Raw genomic sequence first — 1,606 nt, forward strand, 5'->3', positions numbered from 1 at the left:
GAGGTGGAGCCCACCTGGCGATGGTGTTGGGCTAAAGGGGAAAAAGAAAAACAGAGACTCCGCAGGGCGATCCCATCTTGCCACCGTGCTGCCGATTTTTGAACAATCACTTGGGCCGTGGGAAGGGGGGAGAAAGAGGGCGAAGCCATTTTACCTCTCGTGTAAGGCGGGCCGCGTAAGCGGCCTGCCCTGCACAACAATCATACGAACGGTCTTTGTCCGCAACGGAGCAGGAAAACCTCAACCGCTGCATCACGGGGCGGGGTTTGCGCCCAGGAGGCTTAATTTCCACGCCAGCTTCTCAACCCCATCGGTGCCGCGGATCCGAACCCGGGGCCACAGGAAGCGATTCGCCAACCGTTCGTCGGCCCCGTAAGCCGTGGTCACCGCGCCCCAGAACCGATAGCCATCCAGGAATCGGATCAGCGGCTCATCGTAATCCGATGAGGGGTAGGCGAAAAAGCGCACTGGGCGTCCGGTATGAGCCTCGATGGACTGCTTTCCGCCAATGATGTGATAAAAGAGAAACGCTTCATCCCTTCCGCTGAGCGGGATGTGCTCCCGACCGTGAAGCTGGATGTCCATCCCCCCCTCGCTCATCCGCCGGATCTGTTCCCAGGACAGGTAGCGGGGATCCCCCTCATCAGCCCGGCCGGTGAGGATGAAGAACGTGGCCCGGAAGCCGTAGCGCTGAAGTATGGGAAATGCCTCCTCATAGGCATCCCGATAGCCGTCATCCACGGTCAGCACGATCGGTCGCGGAGGAAGCGGATGTCCTTGGGTGAGATGCAGAATGAGGTCGCTGAGGGAAACCGTCTCATACCCTGCCTGCCGCAGGTATTGGAGATGAGCCTCGAACATCGATGGCCGCACCGAGAGGTCCAGTCGGTAGCGATCCGCTCCCGCCGGAGGATTCGAGATGTAGTGATACATCAGGATCGGCACCCGAAGCGCCCGCGGCTGGCCGTCGGAGGGCGGCAAGGGCTCTTGGAAAAATGGATAGGGTGTAGGGGTCGGGTAGGGAGTGGGCGACGGCTCAGGAGTGGGGGACCACTGAATCGTTGGAGAGGCTGAAGCGGTGGGGAGCACCGTGGGTGTGCTCTCCGGGGTGGAGACGAGAGCCCAAGCTTCCGTCGGGATCTGAAACGATCGATCAGAAGCCTCCCGCGCAAAGGCGTTCCAGGCATGGCTGAGGATGAGCAGGGCGAGCGCGACAAGCCCGCCTGAAGCCAACAGCCATAGCAGCAAAAGGTTCTGATGTCCGGGAGCTCGCGGTCGTTGGAAGCGCATCGGTTGAATCCGCCGATGAACCCTCGATGAAGGAGAGGCAGGATCCGTTCGAGAAAAATCCCCGCACCTCCTGGCTCCATCCGAGGCGCGGGGATCGGAGGTGCCCCCGAGGGGATTCGAACCCCTGATCTCCGCCTTGAAAGGGCGGCGTCCTAGGCCACTAGACGACGGGGGCATGCCATAGGCAATTATACCATGGAGGGTTGATTGGAAAGAAGCGCTCACGGGTAGTGCTTTGTCCATTTTTAGCTTTGGGGCGCCTTGTTGCAAACCATAGGGGAGGTTATCCCAACTCGTAGTGCTGAGCTTTCGATTC

Annotated in this window: 1 protein-coding gene and 1 tRNA gene; both read right to left on the minus strand. The window is 60.3% G+C overall.

What is annotated here, in order from left to right; all coding sequences use genetic code 11:
- Positions 1–252 precede the first annotated feature (252 nt).
- Positions 253–1,290: a polysaccharide deacetylase family protein gene (locus ACFMO5_RS13435; RefSeq protein WP_376793261.1), complete on the minus strand. Its 1,038-nt coding sequence runs from the start codon at positions 1,288–1,290 to the stop codon at positions 253–255.
- A 101-nt stretch (positions 1,291–1,391) separates the two neighbouring features.
- Positions 1,392–1,465, minus strand: a tRNA-Glu gene (locus ACFMO5_RS13440).
- Positions 1,466–1,606 lie beyond the last annotated feature (141 nt).

The organism is Thermoflexus sp. (assembly GCF_042408365.1).
GTDB lineage: Bacteria > Chloroflexota > Anaerolineae > Thermoflexales > Thermoflexaceae > Thermoflexus.